The sequence below is a fragment of the Enterobacter sp. Acro-832 genome (assembly GCF_011752745.1).
GTDB lineage: Bacteria > Pseudomonadota > Gammaproteobacteria > Enterobacterales > Enterobacteriaceae > Enterobacter > Enterobacter quasiroggenkampii.
This window is the reverse complement of sequence record NZ_VWWX01000001.1, coordinates 1,014,909-1,038,397: the sequence shown is the minus strand read 5'-3', so window position 1 is coordinate 1,038,397 and position 23,489 is coordinate 1,014,909. Positions and strand designations below refer to the sequence as shown.

At 56.0% G+C, this 23,489-nt stretch carries 19 protein-coding genes; 8 read left to right on the top strand and 11 right to left on the bottom strand.

All coding sequences use genetic code 11. The features are described from left to right. Window positions 1–4: 4 nt before the first annotated feature. From F3J31_RS04775 to F3J31_RS04750, 6 genes are all read right to left on the bottom strand, one after another. Window positions 5–1,810, bottom strand: coding sequence for an extracellular solute-binding protein (locus F3J31_RS04775; protein ID WP_167211635.1), 1,806 nt, complete (start codon window positions 1,808–1,810; stop codon window positions 5–7). A gap of 74 nt (window positions 1,811–1,884) precedes the next feature. Then, window positions 1,885–3,441 (bottom strand): cyclic di-GMP phosphodiesterase, encoded by a 1,557-nt coding sequence (locus tag F3J31_RS04770; protein WP_167211630.1) that lies wholly within the window; start codon window positions 3,439–3,441, stop codon window positions 1,885–1,887. Window positions 3,442–3,568: 127 nt separating this feature from the next. Continuing rightward, window positions 3,569–4,138, bottom strand: coding sequence for a bifunctional murein DD-endopeptidase/murein LD-carboxypeptidase (mepS, locus tag F3J31_RS04765; protein ID WP_008500946.1), 570 nt, complete (start codon window positions 4,136–4,138; stop codon window positions 3,569–3,571). 427 nt (window positions 4,139–4,565) lie between these two features. Then, entirely contained in the window at window positions 4,566–5,267 is a 702-nt protein-coding gene (locus F3J31_RS04760; protein ID WP_164712107.1) for a phosphatase PAP2 family protein, read from the bottom strand. A 33-nt stretch (window positions 5,268–5,300) separates the two neighbouring features. Continuing rightward, window positions 5,301–6,287: a GTP-binding protein gene (locus F3J31_RS04755; RefSeq protein WP_167211627.1), complete on the bottom strand. Its 987-nt coding sequence runs from the start codon at window positions 6,285–6,287 to the stop codon at window positions 5,301–5,303. A gap of 122 nt (window positions 6,288–6,409) precedes the next feature. Continuing rightward, window positions 6,410–7,876 (bottom strand): fructuronate reductase, encoded by a 1,467-nt coding sequence (locus F3J31_RS04750; protein WP_167211624.1) that lies wholly within the window; start codon window positions 7,874–7,876, stop codon window positions 6,410–6,412. A gap of 205 nt (window positions 7,877–8,081) precedes the next feature. Here F3J31_RS04750 and uxuA point away from each other — a divergent pair, with 205 nt between their 5' ends. Then, entirely contained in the window at window positions 8,082–9,272 is a 1,191-nt protein-coding gene (gene uxuA, locus F3J31_RS04745; RefSeq protein ID WP_167211621.1) for a mannonate dehydratase, read from the top strand. A 117-nt stretch (window positions 9,273–9,389) separates the two neighbouring features. Here uxuA and yeiP read toward each other — a convergent pair whose 3' ends face one another. Then, window positions 9,390–9,962 carry an elongation factor P-like protein YeiP gene (yeiP, locus tag F3J31_RS04740; RefSeq protein ID WP_008500940.1) on the bottom strand — a complete coding sequence of 191 codons (573 nt, stop codon included), beginning with the start codon at window positions 9,960–9,962 and terminating at the stop codon, window positions 9,390–9,392. A gap of 164 nt (window positions 9,963–10,126) precedes the next feature. Here yeiP and F3J31_RS04735 point away from each other — a divergent pair, with 164 nt between their 5' ends. Then, entirely contained in the window at window positions 10,127–10,381 is a 255-nt protein-coding gene (locus tag F3J31_RS04735; RefSeq protein WP_045908692.1) for a YkgJ family cysteine cluster protein, read from the top strand. Here the strand turns inward: F3J31_RS04735 and setB are convergent. Continuing rightward, window positions 10,378–11,559 carry a sugar efflux transporter SetB gene (setB, locus tag F3J31_RS04730; RefSeq protein WP_063622108.1) on the bottom strand — a complete coding sequence of 394 codons (1,182 nt, stop codon included), beginning with the start codon at window positions 11,557–11,559 and terminating at the stop codon, window positions 10,378–10,380. The genes F3J31_RS04735 and setB overlap by 4 nt on opposite strands. 361 nt (window positions 11,560–11,920) lie before the next feature. Between setB and fruB the strand changes: the two genes are divergently transcribed. The 3 genes from fruB to fruA are packed head-to-tail and all read left to right on the top strand — an operon-like array spanning window position 11,921 to window position 15,691. Continuing rightward, on the top strand, window positions 11,921–13,051 hold the full coding sequence (gene fruB, locus F3J31_RS04725) for a fused PTS fructose transporter subunit IIA/HPr protein (RefSeq protein WP_063622107.1): 1,131 nt from the start codon (window positions 11,921–11,923) through the stop codon (window positions 13,049–13,051). Then, the gene (gene fruK / locus F3J31_RS04720) at window positions 13,051–13,989 is read left to right on the top strand and encodes a 1-phosphofructokinase (RefSeq protein WP_008500936.1); all 939 of its coding nucleotides are present in this window, start codon (window positions 13,051–13,053) and stop codon (window positions 13,987–13,989) included. Before fruB ends, fruK begins: the two co-directional genes overlap by 1 nt. A gap of 16 nt (window positions 13,990–14,005) precedes the next feature. Further along, window positions 14,006–15,691, top strand: a complete 1,686-nt coding sequence (gene fruA, locus F3J31_RS04715) for a PTS fructose transporter subunit IIBC (RefSeq protein WP_063622106.1) — start codon at window positions 14,006–14,008, stop codon at window positions 15,689–15,691. Window positions 15,692–15,738: 47 nt separating this feature from the next. Here the strand turns inward: fruA and nfo are convergent, their stop codons facing one another. Together nfo and F3J31_RS04705 are read right to left on the bottom strand one after the other, a co-directional pair. Next, window positions 15,739–16,596 (bottom strand): deoxyribonuclease IV, encoded by an 858-nt coding sequence (gene nfo / locus F3J31_RS04710; protein ID WP_094943276.1) that lies wholly within the window; start codon window positions 16,594–16,596, stop codon window positions 15,739–15,741. A gap of 64 nt (window positions 16,597–16,660) precedes the next feature. Further along, complete coding sequence (locus F3J31_RS04705; RefSeq protein WP_023294037.1) at window positions 16,661–17,707, bottom strand: YeiH family protein; 1,047 nt, start codon at window positions 17,705–17,707, stop codon at window positions 16,661–16,663. Window positions 17,708–17,804: 97 nt separating this feature from the next. On the opposite strand from F3J31_RS04705, the gene yieE reads away from it, so the two are divergent. The 3 genes from yieE (at window position 17,805) to cirA (ending at window position 22,494) form a co-directional block, all read left to right on the top strand. After that, window positions 17,805–18,671 (top strand): DNA-binding transcriptional regulator YeiE, encoded by an 867-nt coding sequence (yieE, locus tag F3J31_RS04700; RefSeq protein WP_045908684.1) that lies wholly within the window; start codon window positions 17,805–17,807, stop codon window positions 18,669–18,671. 158 nt (window positions 18,672–18,829) lie between these two features. Further along, the gene (locus F3J31_RS04695; RefSeq protein WP_167211618.1) at window positions 18,830–20,299 is read left to right on the top strand and encodes an amino acid permease; all 1,470 of its coding nucleotides are present in this window, start codon (window positions 18,830–18,832) and stop codon (window positions 20,297–20,299) included. A 224-nt stretch (window positions 20,300–20,523) separates the two neighbouring features. Beyond that, window positions 20,524–22,494 (top strand): catecholate siderophore receptor CirA, encoded by a 1,971-nt coding sequence (gene cirA, locus F3J31_RS04690; RefSeq protein ID WP_167211615.1) that lies wholly within the window; start codon window positions 20,524–20,526, stop codon window positions 22,492–22,494. A 103-nt stretch (window positions 22,495–22,597) separates the two neighbouring features. Here cirA and fghA read toward each other — a convergent pair whose 3' ends face one another. Then, the gene (gene fghA, locus F3J31_RS04685; protein WP_167211612.1) at window positions 22,598–23,425 is read right to left on the bottom strand and encodes an S-formylglutathione hydrolase; all 828 of its coding nucleotides are present in this window, start codon (window positions 23,423–23,425) and stop codon (window positions 22,598–22,600) included. Window positions 23,426–23,489 lie beyond the last annotated feature (64 nt).

Below are 23,489 nucleotides of genomic sequence, written 5' to 3'. Positions count from 1 at the left end.
TTCCTTATCGCCGCTCAGCGGGAAGTCTGGCGGCTTTGTTAACGTCATACCACCAGGTATCAAAGCCCAGGGAGTAGACAGGGCGCACGGCAGGCACGGAGAACTTATCCCAGCGCGCAAGGCGATCTTCGCCCATATACCACATCGGCAGCATGTAGTAGTTCCAGGTTAAGACCCTGTCGAGGGCGCGCCCGAGCGGGAGGAGCTTTTCTTTATCCCCCTGCGCCGCCACGATTTTCGCAATCAGCGCATCAATCGCCGGGCTTTTTACCCCCGGCGCGTTGTACGAGGAGTCGATGTAGCTCGAGGCCCAGGAGATTTGCAGGTCCGAGCTGGGCCACGGTTGGGCGGGCCACAGGCGCTGCATCATGTCGTAATCACGGCTGCGCATGCGGCTGGTGATCTGCGCGTTATCCACCTGGCGAATGTTCATGGTCACGCCCAGCCGCTCAAGGTTGTGCTTAAACGGCAGCACCCACTGATCGTTGCCTCCGGATGAGAGCAGCAGCTCAAAGCTGAGCGGCTTGCCCGTTTTGGCATCAACACGTTTTTGATTCTTCAGGTGCCAGCCCGCCTCATCCAGCAGCTTGCTGGCCTTCAGCAGGTTGTCGCGGTCGTAACCATCACCCTTCGATGCGGGCGGCTGAAACACGGAGGTGAAAACCTGCGGTGGCAGTTCCGCTTTCAGCGGCGCCAGCAGGACCAGCTCGTCGGCTTTCGGATAATCGCGTGCGGCGTATTCGGTATTCTGAAAATAGCTGTTGGCGCGGCTGTAGGCACCGTAAAACAGCGCTTTGTTCATCCACTCAAAATCAAAGGCCAGGGAGATGGCTTCCCGCACCCGGCGATCGCTAAATACCGGACGCTGAATATTAAACGCCAGCCAGCGCGTGTCTTGCGCAGACGCATTTTTGTGCTCGTCTTTGACGATATAGCCTTTAGCAAAATTTTTGCCGATATAGCGGGTCGCCCAGTTTTTGGCGCTGCTCTCGACGCGCAAATCGAAGGCCCCGGCTTTGAACGCCTCAAACGCCACGTTATCGTCGAGGTAGTAATCATAACGAAGGGTGTCGAAGTTCCAGCGCCCGCGGTTTACCGGCAGATTGGCCGCCCAGTAGTCTTTGACGCGGGAATAGACGACATATTGCCCCATGCGCCAGTCGGTAATGCGGTAGGGGCCGCCAGCCAGTGGTGGCGTGGAGAGCGGGTCGCTCAGCTTATGATCTTTCCAGAACGATTCCGGCATCACCGGCAGCGAGAACAGGCTCAGCATGTTCTCTTTGTTGGGGTCACTCAGTTCGATGCGCACGGTGAGCGGCGCAATGGCTCTGACCGATGCGCCTTTATACACGATGCGGAACTGGGGCACGCCTTCGGTCATGAATTTATGGAAGGTGAAGGCGACGTCGCTGGCCTTAACCGGCGTGCCATCGTGAAAACGTGCTCGCGGGTTCAGCGAGATTTCCGCCCAGGCGAAGTTATCGGCGTAGCGCACGTTCTCGGCAATCAGCGGATAATAGCTACCGGGCTCGTCATCGGAGGTGACAAAGAGCGTATCGTAAAGGGATTCCGTCCGCGCGGCCGCCACGCCGCGCAGGGCGTAGCGGTTGAAGTTGTCGAAGGTTCCCGTGGCGGAAAGCGTGACCATACCGCCCTTCGGCGCGGCAGGGTTGACGTAATCAAAGTGCGTAAAATTGACCGCGTATTTCGGCTCGCCAATGACCGCGAAGGCGATATTTTCTTTGATGGCTTGCGCCTGGCTGGACAGACTCGTGAATGCCAACATCAGCAACATAAAGCGCATAAGCATCTCGCGGCAGCTCCCTCTTTTACAGACCGGCTCGGTTAAGCTGAATAATAAGTGACGTCGCGGACAATGTGAAATTAATCGCCCTCGGGCGAAATATCAGGACGCCATTCGCGGAACTGCGCCAGCGGCATCGGACGGCTAATCCAGTATCCCTGCAGGAAGTTAACGCCGTGTTCGCGTAGCCAGGCTGCCTGTTCCGGCGTCTCTACCCCTTCGGCGACGGTCGACATATTCAGTCGTCTTGCCAGCGTCAGAACGGCATCCAGCACCGGCGACGTCACGGTCTCAGTACCGATCGCATTAACAAAACCACGGTCTATTTTGAGGTAGTCCATGGTGAAATGCTCAAGATAAATCAGCGCGCTGTGGCCGGTTCCAAAATCATCAATGGCGATTTCAAACCCTTCGTTATGCAGCCATTCGAAGAGGCTGTTGGCTTCCCGATGGTTAAGCATATCGCGCTCGGTAATTTCCAGCACGATCTGGAAATAATCCGGCGGCAGTAACGCTTTGAAGGTGCGCATATCGTCCTTGAAGCTTTCCGCATGCAGATGACCTGGCGCAATGTTAATGCCCACCTTTGCGCCCGGAGGTAATAGCGTTTGTAATACGGGAGCGTCGTGAATGATAAGATCAAAGAGATGCAGCGTCAGCGGGACAATCAGCTTCTGCGCTTCGGCAAAATTAATAAACGCGTCCGGCGGAATTTCCCCCATTGTCGGGTGTTTCCAGCGCATCAGGACCTCAAGCCCGGTCATCCTGAGCGATTTGGCATCGACGACGGGTTGATAGACCACATAAAACTGACCGCGCTTGATGGCGCTTAAAATTTCTTTACCCGGGTTGAGCCGAATGCTGAGGATGTAGTAGTTAAGCGATCCGGCACAAATACCGCATACCAGCCCGAAAAACAGCGCATAGAGGATTTCATCGCCTGTCCATGCGTCCGCATACAGGTTGATGGTCAGGGGGACGTCTTTCAGTGTCGCCGTGCGGACCGGGATGTCATGCAGTTCGTGTGCATGAACCAGGGTGCTGGACCGCGTCGACAGCGCGTTATCGCCGATGATGATGGCGATACCCGCGAACTCATCCTGGCGCTCCGTGTAGAGCAGGTAAGGCGTCAGATTAATATTCACTGAGGTGAACACGCCGCCATCCTTTACTAATGGGTTGCGGTACCAGATCGCAATCGCAGGCTCATCAGGCAGCATGGGGGTACCCGGAAGCAGGGCCATATCGATCTGTTTATCGATGTTCAGCTCAGGTATCAGCGTCTTCATCGGGACATTCATCGGGCCTGTCGCGGAAGAGCAGAATGCCATCTTGTCCCTGACCAGCAGGAAAGCGCGAACGTTAATGCTGAAGGCCGCGCGTGAGGTGAGTTCCTGATTGACGTCGTGGCAGGTATTTAGCGTGAGAGGCTGGAGAACATTGACCGCTTTTTTTAAATCGTCGAAATAGCTCCCCATGTAGGCGCTCACATCATTCACCAGGGTGTCGAATCTGACTTCTCGCTTGTGGTAACTCCAGGAAAATTGCAGGGAACCCAGGAGCAGGGCGGTAATGAGACCAGTGATAATACTGAGGATCAGTATCTTGCGATTACTGGAGAAGTAGCGGGTAAGCATAGACGTCGTGATTCCTGAAAAGCCGCTGGATGTATTCAGTGTAACGGGCAAAAAAAAACACTGCCGAAGCAGTGCTTTTTTTCATCATATCGCCAGCCAAGGGATAACCAACGATACAATAGCGATATTAACTGCGGGTTAGTACGCGGCGCGCTTCGTTATAACGCTTCTTCCAGTACGGTTCGTTCATGCTGGAAATGGTCACACCGCTGCTGGTGGAGGCATGTACAAACTGGTCATTACCAATGTAGATGCCCACATGTCGACCTGTCGAACCGGCACGGAACAGAACTAAATCACCGGTGCGCAGTTTGGTACGTGAAATCGACTTGCCCATCTCCTGCTGTTCATAGGTCGAACGCGGAAGATCTAACCCAAATTGCTCGCGGAACGTACGCTGTACAAAACCGGAACAATCAATACCTGTTTTCGTGCTGCCGCCAAGACGATAACGCACGCCTTTCCAGTCAGCATACTGGTCCATAATGCGGGACTTCACGTCCAGATTACGTACCATATTTTCAAATTCATCCTGAGAGGCTTGCAGTGAAGAGGAATCTTCCATTCCCACAACACGCGTCTCAGGATGCATATTCTTTGCGGTGTTCGATGTACTACATGCAGATAACAGTACCGCGACTGCTATCGCCGGGATCCCCCGTAAGATATATCTCAGAAACGGTTGAGATTTGACCATTTTGTTTATTATCCCTTGAAGTCCTTAACGACAAATATCGTTATAAAAATGCCAAACGTGACGAGACTAATTATCTGTTCACATTGAGACAATTCTTTCTGGTCACATTTGTGGCGTAGCGCACAAAATTATTCACCATCGAAATAATTATCCCTATGGGGCAAAACGAGTTCGAGATTAACCGATTGCCAGGGGTATTGCGAGTAAAAAAAGCCTTTTTTTTATAAGAAAATGTGATACAGAAAGTAAAAATCCGTAATTGCTTAAAATGCGGTCAGATCCGAGGCTTTATCGCGCAATTGCTTCATTTTTATCATGAATGTGATGACAAGAATATGACACTGGGAAAAGATCGTGGCGGGAAGGCTATCGGGGATCATGTCGATCCCTGATAGCTCACGTTAATTTAGGTTAGTTATTTGTTCAATTATTGTTGCGCTTTACCGGGAAGGTAGCGATCGAACAGCGCTATTATCCTGTCGCTCAGTGGGGTCATTAAACACCACGGCAGCGCAATCAGCGCAACGGAAAGCGAACCGACGGCAATATCGGTGAACCAGTGAGCGCCAATCATTACGCGCGGGAAGGCAAAAACCACAAAAATAATCAGGGCTATGGCAAACGCTTTTCTGCCGAAATAGCGAAGCATAATTGCGGAAAAAATAAGCAGCATCATGCCGTGATCGCCAGGGAAACTGTCCTTCGACGCATCTTTTGTTGGAATATGCAGCAGCTCACTGACGCGATAAATATCGGTGAAAAAGAGCGTTGGGCTGGAACGCTTAACCGGAATAATCGCGGTGGCCAGCTGGTTAATGATGACAGCAAACAGCAGCATCACCAGACCAATAATAAGAATACGTCGGCGTCCTGCTTTATCCTCTTTCAACCAGAAAGAGAGCATCAGGCAGCCCATCGCCAGCAGCGAGAAGCCGTCAAAGGCGCGGTTGTTGGTGATGGCCACCAGCCACAGGAACGCGTTGCTCTTCACCAGCTCCTGGTTGAAGAAGTGGAAGAGGGCAGAATCCAGTGGGAACCAGAAACCATGATTCACCGGGATATACCAGGAGAAGAAAAGCGCCAGACCGGCGACATTAAGCAGTAATATCAGGGGAAATCGAGTTGTCATAACGTTCTGCATAGAGTGAAAACTGGGGCAACGTTAGCCGCCCGAACTTAAACGAATCCTCAACAGGCTGGACTGGAGGGCATTCCAGTCGGCGTTAACCGCACTAATTAACTCTATTCGGCTGTCGGGCGGCGCCACGTTTTGCGTTTCAATAAAGAAATCGTCGCCCTGGCGGTTGATCCGCACCAGTCCGTCCGGCGTGCGCATGATCCCTTTCACGCGATCGACGGGCGCAAGGCGGGCCCACTCCAGGATCCCAATGGTGTCAAAAACGGTTTCAGCATCAAAAATCCATCCGCAGGCCTGATATCCCTGACCGTTGTTCAGATTACGACGCCAGCGCTGGTGCTCCGGCAGACTCAGGGCTGCCAGACCCTGCTTAACCGGGTGACTGTGGGCATGCTCCGCGCTGGCGGGCAGCTCGGTGAGGTTCAGACGAGGCAGGTCAAGCAGGGCGCTATCAATATTCCCCTGGGTGGCCTGCACAAGCGTGCGATTGCCGCCAAAATGCTGCCACCACACCTCCAGCGCGGCCTGGCTTTCTGGCGTGGCGCGATCTTCCTTGTTGGCGACGATAACGTCCGCCGAGGCGAGCTGATCGCGGAAGTTCTCGTTGGCCACCGCCTTGTCATCCAGAAGCTGGCGCGGATCGAGCAGGCACAGGGTGGCGCGCAGATCGATCCACGGCTCGTAAACCGGGGCGGTCAATAAATCGAGGATCTGCTTCGGGTGACCCAGCCCGGTGGGTTCAATCAGCAGGCGGTCAGGTTTGCCCTGACGCAGCAGGGTATTGAGCCCGACCTGCATCGGCAGGCCATTGACGCAGCACATGCATCCGCCGGGGATCTCTTTAATCATCGCACCGCTGGATGACAGCAACGCGCCGTCAATGCCCACCTCGCCAAATTCATTGACCAGCACGGCCCACCTCTCGGCCGGATCTTTATTCGCCAGCAGGTGGAGAATTGAGGTGGTTTTACCGCTGCCGAGAAAACCGGTGATGAGGTTGGTTTTGGTCACGTGCGCTCCGGATGAGAATTGTGATGCTATAACACTGTTCTCTATCCTGGCGAAAAATGGGCCCCGTGAGAAGGGGAAGGGCGAACGGAGGCCTCATCCGTTCGCATTAAGCGCAATAATCGTTAAAGATTTAACGTTTCGATAACAGCCTGACGCGCGCCGTGGCGGGTAATGCGCTCATAGGCCTGGCTGACAGCCTCCACAAAAATGCGATTACGCGCAAGATCGTGACCGAAGACCTCACTCAGCCCCAGCAACGCGTGGACGCGGTTGGCGTCGCTGCTGGCGTTGACGATGGCGCGGATTTTATCGCTGAGGGGATCGCGAACGTCAATCGCGTTTCCGCGTTCGTCGGTACCGCTGACGTAGCGTATCCAGCCGGCCACGCCCAGGGCCAGCAGCGACCACGGCGTATTTCGCTCAAGATGAACGCGGATCCCGTCCAGCATTCTCTGGGGCAGCTTCTGGCTACCGTCCATCGCGATTTGCCAGGTCCGATGCTGGAGGGCCGGGTTGGCAAAGCGTTCGATCAGGCTATCGGCGTATGCCGTGAGGTCGACATCCTTGATGCGCAACGTGGGGGCCTGCTCGTCCAGCATCAGCCGACGTGCGGCTTCACGGAACGCCGCGTCCTCCATGCATTCATTTATATGGGCGTAGCCCGCGAGGTACCCCAGATACGCCAGGAAAGAGTGGCTGCCGTTGAGCATGCGTAATTTCATCTGCTCCCAAGGCAGCACATCCTGCACCATCTGGACACCCGCCACTTCCCACTCGGGACGCCCGGCGACAAAATTATCTTCCACGACCCACTGAATAAACGGCTCGCAGCTGATGGCGCACGGATCTTCCACGCCGAGCGCGTCGGTGATTTCCGCCAGCGAGGCTTCCGTCGCGGCGGGCACAATCCTGTCGACCATCGTCCCCGGGAAACTCACGTGGCTATCAATCCACTCAGATAACCCTGCGGAACGTTTATGCGCCATGCCCAGCACCGCGTTTTTCACCACGTGCCCGTTGTCAGGGATATTGTCGCAGGACAGCACGGTAAACGCAGGCAAGCCGCGCTCGCGGCGGCGGTGGAGGGCTTCGACCAGGATGCCAGGGGCCGAATGTGGCTCGGAGGGGTTTTCAAGGTCGTGGACGATCCGGGGGTTATTCAGATCGAGTTTTCCGGTCGCGGGATCGATGCAATAGCCTTTTTCCGTGATGGTGAGCGAGACAATCGCAACCTGAGGCTCGCAAAATTTCTCAATAATGGCGGGCAAGGAGTCCAGCTTTGCGTTCAGGCATTCATGGACAGCACCGACGATAATGGCCTCATTTCCTTCAGCCCCTTTTTCCAGCACGGTGAACAGATGATCCTGCGCGCGCAGCTGGCTCATCAGCACATCGCCGCTGAAAAGGCTAATCTCACAAATCCCCCAGTCGCCGCCTTTTTCATTCAGCACCCGATTTGTTAACAATGCCTGGTGCGCACGGTGAAACGCGCCAAAGCCAAAGTGGACGATGCGGGAGCGTAATGACTGGCGATCGTAGCGAGGTTGCTGAACCCGGGCAGGAAGGGCGGTGGAGGCAATTGTCTTCATGAGATACACACCTGATTAACCATTAATTAACAATGCCAGTGTAAAGTTATATGACAGCAAATAAAATTGGTGAGCCGTAAATATCCCCGTTATGTGAGTTTGATCAATCAATATGTGGCGGTGTATTGACCCTTCACGGCAAACATGTATGGTAGTCGTCATTGCAGTAGCACATATTGGTATAACAACTTAAGAGGGTGAGGCAATGGAACAAACCTGGCGTTGGTACGGGCCGAACGATCCGGTTTCTCTTGATGATGTGCGTCAGGCTGGCGCAACGGGTGTCGTCACGGCGCTGCATCATATTCCTAACGGTCAGGTCTGGCCGATAGAGGAAATACAGACGCGTCAGGCGCTGCTGGCGGAGAAGGGATTAACCTGGTCTGTGGTAGAAAGCATTCCGGTTCATGAAGATATCAAAACCCATTCAGGGGAGTACCAGACCTGGATTGCTAACTACCAGCAGAGCATCCGAAACCTCGCGGCCTGCGGCATTGATACGGTTTGCTACAACTTCATGCCTATCCTGGACTGGACGCGAACCGACCTTGAATATCAGATGCCGGACGGCTCGAAAGCGCTACGTTTCGATCAGATTGCCTTTGCGGCGTTCGAACTGCACATTCTGAAACGGCCTGGCGCCGACGCGGATTACACCGCGGAAGAGCAGCAGCAGGCGCTCGCGTGGTTTAACGCCGCCAGTGACGCAGATATCGAAAAGCTGACCCGTAATATTATTGCGGGCCTGCCGGGGGCTGAAGAAGGGTATACATTGGATCAGTTCCGCGCCCGCCTGGCGGAATACGGCGATATTGATAAGCAGCAGCTGCGTGAAAACATGGCGTATTTCCTGCGCGCTATCGTGCCGGTTGCGGAAGAAGTAGGGGTTCGCCTGGCCGTACATCCGGACGATCCACCGCGTCCAATCCTCGGCCTGCCGCGTATCGTGTCCACGATTGAAGATATGCAGTGGCTGAAAGAGACGGTCGACAGCATCTATAACGGCTTCACCATGTGTACCGGCTCCTACGGCGTTCGGGCGGATAACGACCTGGTGCGGATGATTGAATCCTTCGGCGATCGTATCCACTTCACGCATCTGCGCGCGACCTGCCGTGAAGAGAACCCAAAAACCTTCCACGAGGCGGCGCACCTGGGCGGTGATGTGAATATGGTGGCGGTGGTAGATGCCATTCTGGCGGAAGAGGCGCGTCGCAAGCAGACTGGCGATGTGCGTCCTATTCCGTTCCGTCCTGACCACGGCCATCAGATGCTGGACGATCTGCGCAAGAAAACTAACCCGGGTTATTCGGCGATTGGCCGTCTTAAGGGGATGGCGGAAGTGCGCGGCGTTGAGCTGGCGCTGAAGATGACGAAGTATCCTGAGCTGCTGTAACCGGAATTGCCGGGTGGTGGCTTCGCCTTACCCGGCCTACAAAAACACATAAACCGGCTTCAGGGCCGGTTTTTTCGTAGGTCGGGTAAGCGTAGCGCCACCCGACAAATGCCGCAATCAGTCAGCACGACCCATATAGCGTTTTTCTTCAATATGGATGCGGATCTTCTCGCCAGCAGAGAGGTATTCCGGTACCTGCACAACCAGGCCGGTTGTCAGGGTCGCCGGTTTGTTGCGGGCACTTGCGGATGCGCCTTTGATGCCAGGTGCCGTTTCAACGATTTCCAGATCGACCGTCTGAGGCAGTTCCAGCGCCAGCAGCACGCCGTCCCAGGTCAGAACCTGCATGTCTGGCATACCGCCTTCCGGGATGAACAGCAGCTCTTCTTCAATCTGATCTTTGGTGAAGATGTACGGGGTGTAATCTTCTTTGTCCATGAACACATATTCGTTGCCGTCGATGTAGGAGAAATCAACATAGCGACGGGTCAGGGTGACGGTATCGACGATATCGTCACCTTTAAAGCGCTCTTCCACCTTCAGGCCGGTACGCACATCGGCGAAACGCATTTTGTACAGCGTAGCTGCACCACGGGCGCTTGGTGCCTGAATATCGATATCTTTCACAATCAGCAGTTTGCCGTTGTAATTCAGTACCATACCTTTCTTAATTTCGTTCGCTCTTGGCATTGCAGTAATCCTGTTTACGGGAGGTAAAAAATATCGCGCCAAATTACTCGCGCGCGGCCTTTCAGGCAAGAGGAATTCGTGGCTTTTGCTATCAATACGCAAAAGGTGTTACTGTGCGCGCGATGCCCGACTGTACGGGCATCCGCCAGCGAAAGAGAGCATTTATGGATTGCCGTCCCGATTGTGGCGCGTGCTGTACTGCACCGTCCATTTCAAGCCCCATTCCAGGAATGCCCGAGGGCAAGCCTGCCAATACCCGCTGCGTTCAGCTCTCGGAAACCAACCTGTGCATGATCTTTGGCTCACCGCTGCGTCCGAAGGTCTGCTCCGGGCTTCAGCCCACGGCCGAAATGTGTGGCAGCACGCGCGAGCAGGCGATGACGTACCTTCTTGAGCTTGAATCGCTCACCGCACCTTAAACGTCTTTAATCTTCGCCAGACAGCCCATCGTCAGCGTACACATCACCAGCGCAATCCAGAACACCGTGTGATAGTTCCAGATTTCGGCCACGACACCGGCCATTGAGCCGGCAATAATCCAGCCCACGCGGGTGGTGTTAGTATAAAGGGTGGTGGCAGAGCCTGCCTGACCCGGCATCAGATCCTGGAAATAGAGCATGCCTATCCCGGCGAGAATGCCAATATAGATGGCGTTCAGCAGCTGTAACGCCAGCAATAGCCCGGGCGTATGTACCGTCAGCATGCCGAGATAGAACAGCAGACCGGCGACGGCGGCGATGCGCATTAAAAAACGTTTCCCGAAGCGCTTTGCGTAATAGCCTGCGATAAGCATGGTCGGGATCTCAAGCCCGGCCGCGGTGCCCATCATGATGCCCGCCAGCTTCTCCGACAGGTGCAGTTCATTAATAATAAACAGCGGCATATTGATGATATAGAGGCTATTGGTGCCCCACATCAGCGTGCAGATCGCGAACAGGAGCAGGGCATCGCGGCGGTTACGGCGCGGCGCTTCCAGCACGCCCGTTGCCACTTTGGGCTCTTTGCGCATGGACGGCAGGAAGAACCACACCAGCGCGCCGCACGCCACAAACGCGACCGCCGCGCTCAGGTACATCACCGTAAAGCCAAAACCCATCGCCAGCGCGTAAGCCAGCGGCGGGCCAATCACCCACGCCAGCGACACCTGTGCACGCAGGACAGAGCTGAACATCACCGCTTCACGTCCGGTATGGTCGGCGTGTTCGCGGGCAAGCGCGAACAGCTGTGGGTTCGCCGTCGAACCAAAGCTGCTCAGGAATACCCCGACGAAAAGCAGAATGAAGTAGTTGCGGTTCCAGGCAAACAGAACGCAGGCCAAAACCCCCAGCAGGCAGCAGAAAACGATCAGGCTTTTACGATCGCCTTTTCTGTCGGACCGCCCCGCCAGGAACTGACTGACCAGGATGCCGATGATGGCGCTTCCGGTAAAAAAGAAGCCAACCAGCGCCGGACGAACATGAACCTCATTGGTCAAAAATAAGCTCAGCGTCGGCGTCTGTAACGCACCGGCAATGCCCGTGAAGAAGGCAACAATCAGGAAGGCCGCTGAGGTCAAATCAAAGGGCTTCGGCGAGGCAGCCGCAGGGATGTTATGCATGTTTTATAATTAGCGAGTAGCAGAGAGGGGCGGAGTGTACGCCGTCAGCTAAAAAATAAACAGTGGGTGCGGTCAATGATGCCACGAAAAATCAAAATGGCATTTCATCTTGCATCCACATCGGCTGACCTTAGCTGAAACTGACTTGCTGAACTTCAGCAAAATTCAGCTGAACGAAGAAGAAATGTGCTGTATCTCTAAATTCTGCAATCTGAAATACGAGTTTTCTTGCAAGGCATTGCAGAAAGCGCAAGACTTTTTGAAACGTTTCAGCGCTATCTTGTTTTAACAAACGGAGCAGGCTAGCGCATTTTTTCTCATTAAAGCTGAAACGATTCAAGTTCAGCAGGAGTGGAGAACCATGTTCCAGTTATCTGTTCAGGATATCCACCCGGGCGCTCAGGCCGGGGATAAAGAAGAGGCTATTCGCCAGGTTGCCGCTGCGCTTGTGCAGGCGGGTAACGTCGCGGACGGCTATGTCAACGGCATGCTGGCGCGCGAGCAGCAGACCTCAACCTTCCTCGGCAATGGGATCGCCATTCCGCACGGCACCACCGACACCCGCGATCAGGTGTTGAAAACCGGCGTTAAGGTTTACCAGTTCCCGCAGGGCGTTCTCTGGGGAGACGGTCAGGTGGCCTATGTGGCGATCGGTATCGCGGCCAGCAGCGATGAACACTTAGGTCTGCTGCGTCAGCTGACGCATGTCCTGAGCGATGACGCGGTGGCTGAACAGCTTAAATCCGCCACCACCGCGGAAGAGCTGCGCGCCTTGCTGATGGGCGAAAAACAGAGTGAAGCGCTGAAACTGGATAATGAAACGCTGACGCTGGATGTGGTTGCTTCCGATCTGGTGACGCTGCAGGCGCTGAACGCGGGCCGCCTGAAAGAAGCCGGCGCGGCGGATGCCACCTTTGTGACGCGCGTGATTAACGATAAGCCGTTGAATCTGGGTCAGGGCATCTGGCTGAACGACAGTGCTGAAGGCAACCTGCGCAGTGCGATTGCCGTGAGCCGTGCGGCCACTGCATTTGACGTAGAAGGCGAACGCGCGGCCATGCTGGTGACCGTGGCGATGGCTGATGAACAGCCGGTGTCCGTGCTGAAGCGTCTGGGCGACCTGCTGCTGAACAACAAAGCTGAAAAGCTGCTGAACGCTGATGCCTCCACCGTGCTGGCACTGCTGACCAGTGATGATGCGCTGACGGATGACGTGCAAACCGCGGAGTTCGTGGTGCGTAACGAACACGGCCTGCATGCCCGTCCGGGCACCATGCTGGTGAATACCATTAAACAATTCGAGAGTGAGATTACCGTGGCGAATCTTGACGGCACGGGCAAACCGGCCAACGGCCGTAGTCTGATGAAAGTGGTCGCGCTGGGCGTGAAGAAAGGCCACCGTCTGCGTTTCACCGCGCAGGGTGCCGATGCTGAACAGGCGCTGAAAGCGATTGGCGATGCCATCGCGGCAGGTTTGGGGGAGGGCGCATAATGAGCAGACGTGTTGCGACTATTACGCTGAACCCGGCTTATGACCTGGTAGGATTTTGCCCGGAAATTGAACGCGGCGAAGTCAACCTCGTGCGTACCACCGGCCTGCATGCTGCGGGTAAAGGGATTAACGTCGCGAAAGTGCTCAAGGATCTCGGTATCGATGTCACCGTGGGCGGATTCCTCGGTAAAGACAACCAGGATGGTTTCCAGCAACTGTTCAGCGAGCTGGGCATTGCCAACCGTTTTCAGGTGGTTCAGGGCCGTACCCGTATCAACGTTAAGCTGACGGAGAAAGACGGTGAAGTAACCGATCTGAACTTCTCGGGCTTCGAAGTGACGCCGTCAGACTGGGAACGCTTTGTCAACGACTCGCTGACGTGGTTGGGGCAGTTTGACATGGTCTGCGTCAGCGGCAGCCTGCCGTCCGGCGTGAGCCCGGAAGCCTTTACCGACTGGATGACGCGCCTGCGCAGCCAGTGCCCATGCATCATTTTTGACAGCAGCCGTGACGCGCTGGTTGCGGGCCTGAAAGCCTCACCATGGCTGGTGAAGCCGAATCGCCGCGAGCTGGAGATCTGGGCGGGTCGTAAGCTGCCAGAATTAAAAGATGTGATTGACGCTGCCCATGCGCTGCGTGAGCAGGGTATCGCTCACGTGGTGATCTCGCTTGGTGCAGAAGGCGCGTTGTGGGTTAACGCGTCTGGCGAATGGATCGCCAAACCGCCGTCAATGGAAGTTGTGAGTACCGTTGGCGCAGGGGATTCCATGGTTGGCGGCCTGATTTATGGTCTGCTGATGCGGGAATCCAGTGAACATACCTTACGTCTTGCCACTGCCGTTGCTGCCCTGGCCGTCAGCCAGAGCAATGTCGGTATTACCGATCGTACCCAGTTAGCCGCGATGATGGCGCGCGTTGACTTAAAACCTTTTAACTAACAGCAGGAGAGGAATAATGAAAACGCTGCTGATCATTGACTCCGGTCTCGGACAGGCTCGCGCCTATATGGCGAAGACCTTGCTGGGCGCGGCGGCACAAAAAGCACATCTGGAGATTATCGATAATCCAGGCGATGCAGAACTGGCCATTGTCCTGGGCGACAAAATCCCGGCTGACAGTGCGCTGAACGGTAAAAAAGTGTGGCTGGGCGATATTAATCGCGCGGTGGCACACCCGGAACTGTTCCTGAGCGAAGCGAAAGGTCATGCGTCTGTGTACAGCGCGCCTGTCGCGACGGCACCGGCTACGGCCACGGGCCCGAAACGCATTGTGGCGGTGACGGCCTGCCCGACGGGGGTGGCTCACACCTTTATGGCGGCTGAAGCCATTGAAACCGAAGCGAAAAAACGCGGCTGGTGGGTAAAAGTGGAAACACGCGGCTCCGTCGGTGCTGGCAACGCGATCACCCCTGAAGAAGTGGCTGAGGCCGATCTGGTGATTGTGGCGGCGGATATCGAAGTGGACCTCGCGAAATTTGCCGGTAAGCCAATGTACCGTACCTCCACCGGCCTTGCGCTGAAAAAGACCGCGCAGGAGTTTGATAAAGCGCTGGTAGAAGCGAAGCCGTATCAGGCAACCGGCGCGCGTCAGACCGCGACGGAAGGGAAAAAAGAGTCCGCAGGCGCCTATCGTCACCTGCTGACCGGCGTGTCTTACATGCTGCCGATGGTGGTCGCGGGTGGTCTGTGTATCGCGCTCTCGTTCGCGTTTGGTATCACCGCGTTTAAAGAACAAGGTACGCTGGCGGCTGCGCTGATGCAGATCGGCGGCGGCTCAGCCTTCGCCCTGATGGTGCCGGTACTGGCGGGCTTTATTGCCTTCTCCATTGCTGACCGTCCTGGCCTGACGCCGGGTCTTATCGGCGGCATGTTGGCCGTGAGCACCGGTTCCGGCTTTATCGGCGGTATCATCGCGGGCTTCCTCGCCGGTTACGTCGCGAAGCTGATTAGCTCGAAGCTGAAGCTGCCGCAGAGTATGGAAGCGCTGAAGCCGATCCTGATCATCCCGCTGATTTCCAGCCTGGTGGTCGGCCTGGCGATGATTTACCTGATTGGTAAGCCGGTTGCGGGCATCCTGGCGGGTCTGACCCACTGGCTGCAAACCATGGGTACCGCGAATGCGGTTCTGCTGGGTGCAATCCTCGGCGGCATGATGTGTACCGACATGGGTGGTCCGGTGAACAAAGCGGCGTACGCCTTTGGTGTGGGCCTGCTGAGTACCCAGACCTACGCGCCAATGGCGGCGATCATGGCGGCAGGTATGGTGCCTCCGCTGGCGCTCGGTCTGGCGACGATTATTGCCCGTCGTAAGTTCGATAAAGCGCAGCAGGAAGGCGGTAAAGCCGCGCTGGTGCTGGGTCTGTGCTTCATCACCGAAGGGGCGATTCCGTTCGCGGCGCGTGACCCAATGCGTGTGCTGCCGTGCTGTATCGTTGGCGGTGCGGTAACGGGGGCGATCTCTATGGCTGTCGGTGCGAAGCTGATGGCACCACACGGCGGTCTGTTCGTGCTGCTGATCCCTGGCGCCATCACCCCGGTACTGGGCTACCTGCTGGCGATTGTTGCCGGTACGCTGGTGGCAGGCCTCTCTTACGCGGTGCTGAAACGTCCGGAAGCGGAAGTTGTGGCAAAAGCAGCGTAAGCGATAAACAACAAAAAAGCCGGGTTGCATTACGCACCCGGCTTTTTTTATGCCGCCTGTTCAGCGGTTTGCTGTGCCTTCAGCCAGGCAATCTCTTCTGCCCAGATGTCCGGATTAATGGTTTCCAGCACCATCGGAATACCGTCGAAGCGGGCGTCCTGCATAATAAAGCGAAACGCATCGTGGCCAATGTTGCCTTCGCCCAGGCTGTGGTGGCGGTCAACGCGGCTACCAAAGGCGCTTTTCGCATCGTTTAAGTGCATTCCGCGCAGGTACTTAAAGCCCACAATGCGCTCGAACTCATCAAACGTGTTTTTCGTTGCCTCGGTGGTGCGCAGGTCATAACCGGCGGCAAACGCGTGGCAGGTATCAATGCACACGCCCACGCGGGATTTATCCTCCACGCCGTCGATAATCGCTGCCAGATGTTCGAACCTGAAGCCGAGGTTGCTGCCCTGACCAGCGGTATTCTCAATCACCGCGGTAACGCCTTTGGTCTTGTCCAGGGTGATGTTGATGGATTCGGCAATGCGCGCCAGGCAGGCATCTTCGTCGATCTGCATCAGATGGCTACCCGGATGGAAGTTCAGCAGCGTCAGCCCCAGCTGTTCGCAGCGCTGTACTTCATCAAGAAACGCCTCGCGGGATTTTTCCAGCGCCTCTTCAACCGGGTGACCGAGGTTGATCAGGTAGCTGTCGTGGGGGAGGATCTGGCCGGGCCCGTAGCGGTATTTCTCACAGGCGGCTTTGAAATCATCAATCACCTCAGCGGTGAGCGGTGCGGCGCGCCACTGGCGCTGATTTTTGGTGAACAGGGCGAAAGCGGTCGCCTCAATTTCGGCGGCACGAATGGCGGCATTCGCAAGGCCACCTGCAGCGCTGACGTGCGCTCCAACATATTTCATAAAGGGACTCCTGTTAACCCGAAATGCTTATGATAGCGGGTTAACAGGAGAAGGATGTAGTGGTTTATGCCATCAGGCTATGGACCGCGAGGTTAATCGCGCCGCCGCCGACAATCAGCCAGATGAAGAGTACCAGCGCCATCAGCAGCGGTTTCGCACCAGCTTTTTTCAGCGCGCTGACGTGCGTGGTCACCCCCAGTGCCGCCATGGCCATCGCCAGCAGTACGGTATCCAGCGTCACCAGCATATCGACAACGGCTTTCGGCAGCAGGTGGAAGGAGTTAAAGATAGCGACCACGATGAACAGGATCGCAAACCACGGAATGGTGATTTTACTTTTCTCGCTGCCGCCCGCCGGAGCCAGTTGTTTAACCCGTGCGGCCAGAAAAATCAGGAACGGGGCCAGCATCATCACGCGCAGCATTTTGGCAATCACCGCCGCGTTTTCGGCGTCCGGGTTAATGGCGTGTCCTGCCGCGACCACCTGGGCCACTTCGTGCATGGTCGAACCGATATAGATGCCGTAGGTTTCCGGGCTGAACCAGTGGGCAACCAGCGGATACATGGCCGGGTAGAGGAAGATAGCCAGCGTACCGAAGATCACCACCGTCGCTACCGCCACCGTTACCTTGCTGGCTTCGGCCTTCACGACGGGTTCCGTGGCCAGCACCGCCGCTGCGCCACAGATACTGCTCCCGGCACCGATCAGCCAGCTGGTTTGCCTGTCCAGGCCAAACACTTTCTGACCGATAAAACAGGCCAGTAAAAAGGTGCTGGTCAGGGTCAGGACGTCGATGGCGATCCCGCTCGCACCCACATCCGCAATCTGCGAAAAGGTAAGACGGAAGCCATAAAGAATGATCCCAAGACGCAGCAGATGCTGCTTGGCAAAGATTACGCCGCCGTCGCAGGATTTCCAGATATGCGGGTAAACGGTGTTACCCACGACCATGCCGAGCAAAATGGCGAGCGTCAGCGCGCTGAAACCTGCGCCTGCGATGGCCGGGATGCTGCCGCCCCATAGTGCTACGGCGGTGACTGCAGCGCTGAGCGCAAGACCCGGCACGAAGTGCCACACTGTACGATGATGTTGTAAGGTGATTTCTGACATAACCTTCTCCTTTGTCTGGCTAAAGGTTACGGCGCTCTGGCTTAAAAATAAAATTGATTATATACTTATAATCAATCTATATAAGTGGTAAGTAACCATGCACATTACTCTGCGTCAGCTGGAAGTCTTTGCCGAGGTGCTGAAAAGCGGCTCAACGACCCAGGCGTCACAAATGCTGGCGCTCTCACAGTCTGCGGTCAGCGCGGCGTTGACCGATCTTGAAGGACAGCTGGGCGTTCAGCTTTTTGACAGGGTAGGGAAGCGTCTGGTGGTCAACGAGCACGGTCGTCTTCTTTATCCGCGCGCGCTGGCGCTGCTCGAGCAGGCAATCGAAATCGAGCAGCTGTTCCGCGAAGACAACGGTGCGATCCGCGTTTACGCCAGCAGCACCATTGGAAACTACATTCTGCCGGAAGTGATTGCCCGCTACCGCCGGGATTTCCCGAGCCTGCCGCTGGAGATGAGCGTGGGCAATAGCCAGGACGTCATCAACGCTGTGATCGACTTCCGCGTGGATATCGGCCTCATCGAAGGTCCCTGCCATAACGTTGATATCATTGCCGAGCCCTGGCTGGAAGACGAGCTGGTGGTGTTTGCGTCCCCGGCCTCGTCGTTATTGCAGGGAGAGGTGACGCTGGAACGGCTGGCGCAGGCGCAGTGGATCCTGCGCGAGCAGGGCTCCGGCACGCGTGAAATTGTCGATTATCTGCTGCTTTCCCATCTGCCGCATTTCCAGTTAGGGATGGAGCTGGGGAACTCTGAGGCCATCAAGCACGCGGTGCGCCACGGGCTGGGCATCAGCTGTCTTTCCCGGCGCGTTATTGCCGAACAGCTGGAAACCGGATCGCTGGTGGAAATCCCCATCCCGCTGCCGAAGCTGGTGCGCACGCTGTGGTGCATTCATCATCGTCAGAAACACCTTTCCAGCTCGCTGCAGCGTTTTCTGCGCTATTGCGAAATCTGACAGCATCCCTCACCCCAAAGGGGAGAGGGAAAAATTATGCTTTACTTATAATCCTGGCCGCGTCATGAAGCTCTCTTATAACTGAGTATTTCTGCCGGAAGGAACGCGGATCGTCTGCTACAATCGCGCCTCATTTATTAAATGGACAGCATTTTCATATGGTTTCAGAAATTAAAACCACAGAAGCGCCCACGCTACGTCGTGAACTCAAGGCGCGTCACCTGACGATGATCGCCATTGGCGGCTCAATCGGTACAGGTCTTTTCGTTGCCTCTGGCGCAACGATTTCGGCAGCCGGCCCGGGTGGGGCACTTTTCTCTTATATCCTGATTGGCCTGATGGTGTACTTCCTGATGACCAGTCTCGGCGAACTGGCCGCGTACATGCCGGTATCCGGTTCGTTCTCGACCTACGGTCAAAAATACGTTGAAGAAGGCTTCGGCTTCGCGCTGGGTTGGAACTACTGGTACAATTGGGCGGTCACCATCGCCGTTGACCTTGTCGCCGCACAGCTGGTGATGAACTGGTGGTTCCCGAATACGCCGGGCTGGATCTGGAGCGCCCTGTTCCTGGCCGTCATCTTCCTGCTGAACTACATCTCCGTGCGCGGTTTCGGCGAAGCGGAATACTGGTTCTCTTTGATCAAAGTGGCAACCGTCATCATCTTTATCGTCGTCGGTGTGGCGATGATCGTTGGTATTTTCAAAGGCGCAGAACCTGCGGGCTGGAGTAACTGGACAATAGGCGATGCGCCGTTTGCCGGTGGACTGTCGGCAATGATTGGCGTGGCAATGATTGTCGGCTTCTCCTTCCAGGGAACCGAGCTGATTGGCATTGCTGCCGGTGAGTCAGAGAACCCGGAGAAGAATATTCCGCGCGCGGTTCGTCAGGTCTTCTGGCGTATCCTGCTGTTCTATGTGTTCGCGATCCTGATTATCAGCCTGATCATTCCGTACACCGATCCAAGCCTGCTGCGTAATGACGTGAAAGACATTAGCGTTAGCCCGTTCACGCTGGTCTTCCAGCACGCCGGTCTGCTTTCTGCCGCGGCAGTGATGAACGCCGTTATCCTGACCGCTGTACTGTCAGCCGGTAACTCCGGGATGTACGCGTCCACCCGTATGCTCTACACGCTGGCATGCGACGGTAAAGCACCGCGTATTTTCGCGAAGCTGTCCCGTGGCGGCGTACCGCGTAACGCGCTGTACGCCACTACGGTGATCGCCGGTCTGTGCTTCCTGACCTCTATGTTTGGCAACCAGACGGTGTACCTGTGGCTGCTTAACACCTCCGGGATGACGGGCTTTATTGCCTGGCTGGGGATTGCCATTAGCCACTATCGTTTCCGCCGTGGCTACGTCAAACAGGGTTATGACGTTAACCAGCTGCCGTATCGCTCCGGCTTCTTCCCGCTGGGTCCCATTTTCGCCTTCATTCTGTGCCTGATCATTACGCTGGGACAGAACTATGAAGCGTTCCTGGCGGACACCATTGACTGGGGCGCCGTCACGGCAACCTACATTGGCATTCCGCTGTTCCTCGTCATCTGGTTTGGTTACAAGCTGACGAAAGGAACACACTTCGTTCGCTACAGTGAAATGGAATTCCCGGAACGATTTAAACAATAACCGCACTTCCTCTCTATTAGCCCGCTCGTTTGAGCGGGCTTTTTTATTCCTGCCCCCTGAAACAAAGATATATTTCTTAACAATTTAATTGATAATAATTATCGTTTGCTTTATCGTTATCAAAAATAAGCGTGTCACCGACCCACCGGAGATGTGGGCGGCAAGGAAGACGCTGTGAGCAATGATGATTTGATTGAGTTGTATTTACCTCATGGAGATATGGAATGTTTAGGTTGAATCCCTTCGTCAGGGGAGGACTTTGCGCGTCCGCAATGTCCCTGGCCCTGCCTGTTATCGCAGCGGAATCCGGCGACACAATGGTTGTCACGGCCTCCGCGACCGAGCAAAACCTGAAAGACGCACCGGCAAGCATCAGCGTCATCACCCAGGAAGATTTGCAGCGCAAACCCGTTCAGAATCTGAAAGATGTGTTACGGGATGTGCCGGGCGTGCAGCTCACGAGCGAAGGGGACAACCGTAAAGGCGTAAGTATTCGCGGACTGGACAGCAGCTACACGCTGATCCTGATCGACGGCAAGCGCGTCAATTCCCGTAACGCGGTATTCCGCCATAATGATTTCGACCTCAACTGGGTGCCGGTTGACGCCATCGAACGAATTGAAGTGGTGCGTGGGCCGATGTCTTCTCTTTACGGCTCCGATGCGCTGGGCGGCGTGGTGAACATTATCACCAAAAAAATCAGCCAGAAATGGACGGGTACCCTGAGCGCCGATTCCACAATTCAGGAACATCGCGACCGTGGAGATACCTACAACGGTCAGTTCTATACCAGCGGTCCGCTGGTGGACGGTCTGCTGGGGCTGAAAGCCTACGGTAGCCTCGCAAAGCGTGAGAAAGACGGTCAGCAGAAGTCCTCTACCACGGCGAGCGGTGAAACACCGCGCATTGAAGGCTTCACCAGCCGCGATGCGAATGTGGAGTTCGCCTGGACGCCGTCTGAAAATCATGACTTTACGGCGGGCTACGGTTTCGACCGTCAGGATCGTGACTCGGATTCCCTCGACAAAAACCGCCTTGAGCGTCAGAACTACTCTCTCAGCCACAACGGCCGCTGGGGCGTCGGCAACAGCGAGCTGAAGGTGTACGGCGAGAAGGTGGATAACAAAAACCCGGGCAACAGCAATACGATCACCTCCGAGAGCAACGCGGTGGACGGGAAATACGTGCTGCCGCTGGGCGACATCAACCAGCTGATGACCTTCGGCGGCGAATGGCGTCACGATAAGCTGAAGGATCCGGTCAACCTGACGGGCGGTTCAAGCAGCAGTACGTCGACAAGCCAGTATGCCCTGTTCCTTGAAGATGAGTGGCGTATCTTTGAACCTCTGGCGCTGACCACCGGCATCCGTATGGATGACCATGATACCTACGGCGACCACTGGAGCCCGCGCGCCTATCTGGTCTACAACGCGACCGATACCGTAACGGTGAAAGGGGGCTGGGCGACCGCGTTTAAAGCGCCGTCACTGCTGCAGCTGAGCCCGGACTGGGTCACCGGCTCGTGCCGAGGTGCCTGTGAGATTGTCGGTAACCCGGATCTGAAACCGGAGACCAGCGAGAGCTTCGAGTTCGGTCTGTACTACAGCGGGGAAGAGGGCTGGTTAGAGGGCGTGCAGGCCAGCGTGACCACCTTCCAGAATAACGTCGATGACCGCATCAGCATCAGCCGTACGGCCAATGCGAAGCAGGCGCAGAGCTACCCTAACTACGTTGGCCTGAATGCGGACGGTGAACCGATATTCCGCTACTACAACGTCAACAAGGCGCGTATCCGCGGGGTGGAGACCGAGCTGAAATTCCCGCTGGCGGACGACTGGAAAGTGACGCTGAACTACACCTACAACGACGGTCGTGATATCAGCAACGGCGGCAACAAGCCGCTGTCCGATCTGCCGTTCCACACCGCCAACGGGACCGTTGACTGGAAGGCGACGCAGGACTGGTCGTTCTATGTTCAGGGCAACTACACCGGTGAGAAACGCGCGCTGACCAGCAGCGACCCAACGCCGGGTGGCTATGTCATCTGGAATACCGGCGCCGCGTGGCAGGCGACGAAAAGCGTGAAGCTGCGTGCGGGCGTGCAGAACCTGCTGGACAAAGATCTGAGCCGCGACGATTACAGCTACACGGAAGATGGCCGTCGCTACTTTGTCGGTGTGGATTATAAGTTCTGATGGGGTAATGTGCCGGGTGGCGGCTGCGCCTTACCCGGCCTACATAAGGGCACAGGCCCGTAGGCCCGGTAAGCGAAGCGCCACCGGGCAAAACAGGCAGCGCTTATGCAAATAAATGCTCCGCATGGAAGCGGAGATGATCCTCAATAAAGGACGCAATGAAGTAATAGCTGTGATCGTATCCCGGCTGAATGCGCAGCGTCAGCGGCCAGTCTTTCTGGCGTGCCGCTTCTGCCAGCACCGCAGGCTGCAGCTGTCCGGCGAGGAACTGATCCGCATCGCCCTGATCGATAAGCATCGGGATTGCATTTGCTGAGCTGCTGGCCAGCATCAGCGCGCAGCTGTCCCATGCCTCCCATTTTTCCGCATCCTCACCCAGATAGTGTGTGAAGGCTTTCTGCCCCCACGGCACCTGTGTTGGGTTCACAATCGGTGCAAATGCCGACACGCTGACGTATTTCCCCGGATTTTTCAGCGCCATGATGAGCGCCCCGTGTCCGCCCATTGAGTGGCCGCTGATTGCGCAGCGCTCGCCGACCGCAAACTGCGACTGCACCAGCGCAGGAAGTTCATCGCGAAGGTAATCATACATGCGGTAGTGGCGCGCCCAGGGCTGCTCGGTCGCATTGAGATAAAACCCGGCGCCTTTGCCCAGGTCGTATCCGGCATCGTCGGCCACATCGTCGCCACGCGGGCTGGTGTCTGGCATCACCAGCGCAATGCCCAGCTCGGCGGCAATGCGCTGCGCGCCCGCTTTGGTGGTGAAGTTTTCGTCGTTGCAGGTCAGGCCGGAAAGCCAGAACAGAACCGGTGGATTTTCCATCGGCGGCAGGAAAATGCTGAACGTCATCGCACAGTTCAGGACGGTGGAGTCGTGCCGCCAGCGCTGCTGTCGACCTTCAAAACAACGGTGCTCTTCGAGCAGTTCCATGCAGGGCTCCTTAATGAGAATGCGTATTCATAAAAACCATAATACAGCCTTTTCATTGACCTGT